General features: G+C 65.2%; 1 pseudogene. It reads right to left on the minus strand.

Features of this window, described 5'->3' with window-relative positions:
• Positions 1 to 260: 260 nt before the first annotated feature.
• A pseudogene (locus ABZU75_RS46425) lies at positions 261 to 1,334 on the minus strand (IS701 family transposase); the annotation flags it as partial.
• Between the last annotated feature and the right edge of the window lie 154 nt (positions 1,335 to 1,488).

The following is a 1,488-nucleotide window of genomic DNA, read 5'->3' on the forward strand; positions in this document are numbered from 1 at the left end:
TACTCCAGCCGTACTTAGTGATCTCTGATGCGTTGTCGCTGGTAATGGGCTCGCCGAGCGCGTGTCTGGTGGCGTAGTCGCCATGCAGACCAGTGTCGGATGTGCTGCTCGTCGATGGGCGGCCGGGTCAGCAGGGCGAACAGACGGCGGATCTCATTGGCGGAGATCATGATCGATTGACCGGCGGGTCCGGTGCCATCGCGTAAGGGGGATGTTCGCTCATCGTGGTGAAACGGGTCGGGTTCGTCGGCGAGGGTGGCTCGGGTGACGGCGAGGAAGGCCAAGGCGAGCATGGCCAGCGTCATGTACCGGTACCAGGCCGGATAGAGCCGGACCTGGTAATGGTCCAAGGCGACCTCGTTCTTACCCGTCTGGAAGCACTCCTCGATCGTCCAGCGGGCGCCGGCCACGGCCACCAAACGGCCGATCGGCGTCGGGCCCGGGGTGTGACACAGGTAGAAGGCCAACTGCGAGGGTGTGCTGATGGAGCGGCGGATCAGTAGCCGGTGGACCGGGCTGGTGGTGGCGACCACCGCCCAGTCATAGCGCCGTTCTCCTTTGGCGCCGTTGCCGCACGACAGTCGCTGCCAGGCTGTCTTGCCGAGCCTTTTAGCGATGACATCGGCGCGGACCTTGCCCGCACCGGTGGTGAGGTGATGGTCGCAGGCCACGGCCAGCACGTAGCTGAGCTGTTGGTTTTCCAGGAAGCGGCGCAGCGGTCCGTTGTCGCCGTAGGCCTCATCGGCCGTGACCCAGCCGAAAGGCACACCGGCCGTGATCGCCCGGGTGATCATCGCCTGCAGGAGTTGCGGCTTGGTGGCGAACCCCACCTCCTGGGGAATCTTCGCTGCGGCGCACCGCTGGGCATCGGCGATCCAGGAGGTGTGAGGAAGGTAGAGCTCCCGGTCCAGCAGAGCGTGTCCGCGGGGTGTGGCGTAGCCGAGAAACACCCCGATCTGACAGTTGGTGATCTTCCCGGCGGTGCCGGTGTACTGCCGCTGCACCCCGGCTGAGCACGTGCCCTTCTTCTCGAAGCCGGTGTCGTCACCGACCAGGACCCCGTCGGCGATGCCCAGGTGGTCGATCACATAGTCGCGGACATCGTCACGTACCCCGTCTACGTCCCACTTCGCCGCGGTCAGCAGTCGCTGCATCCCGTCCGGGGTGCTGTCACCGGCGTACTCGGCCAGTGACCAGCCGGTCTTGCGTTCCAGGCCGGACAACAGCCCTTCGATGCACGAACGGGCGCGCAGGCGCACTTCCCGCCGCTTGAATCGGCCTGCGACATGGGCGAACGCGTCATCCAAAGCGGCGTGCAGACGAGTGACGTCCAGGTGTTCTACTCTGGCCAACGCGGCCACCGCATGATCTTCAGTTCCATCACACCTGAATGGTCACAGCGGTGGCCGTCCCTCGAACCTGTGGCCCTAGGCCTACAGGTTCACATGCGCACGAACTTGCTCGGCCTCACGATCTGCGGCTGGAGTA

This window comes from Streptosporangium sp. NPDC005286 (assembly GCF_040607515.1).
Classification (GTDB): domain Bacteria; phylum Actinomycetota; class Actinomycetes; order Streptosporangiales; family Streptosporangiaceae; genus Streptosporangium.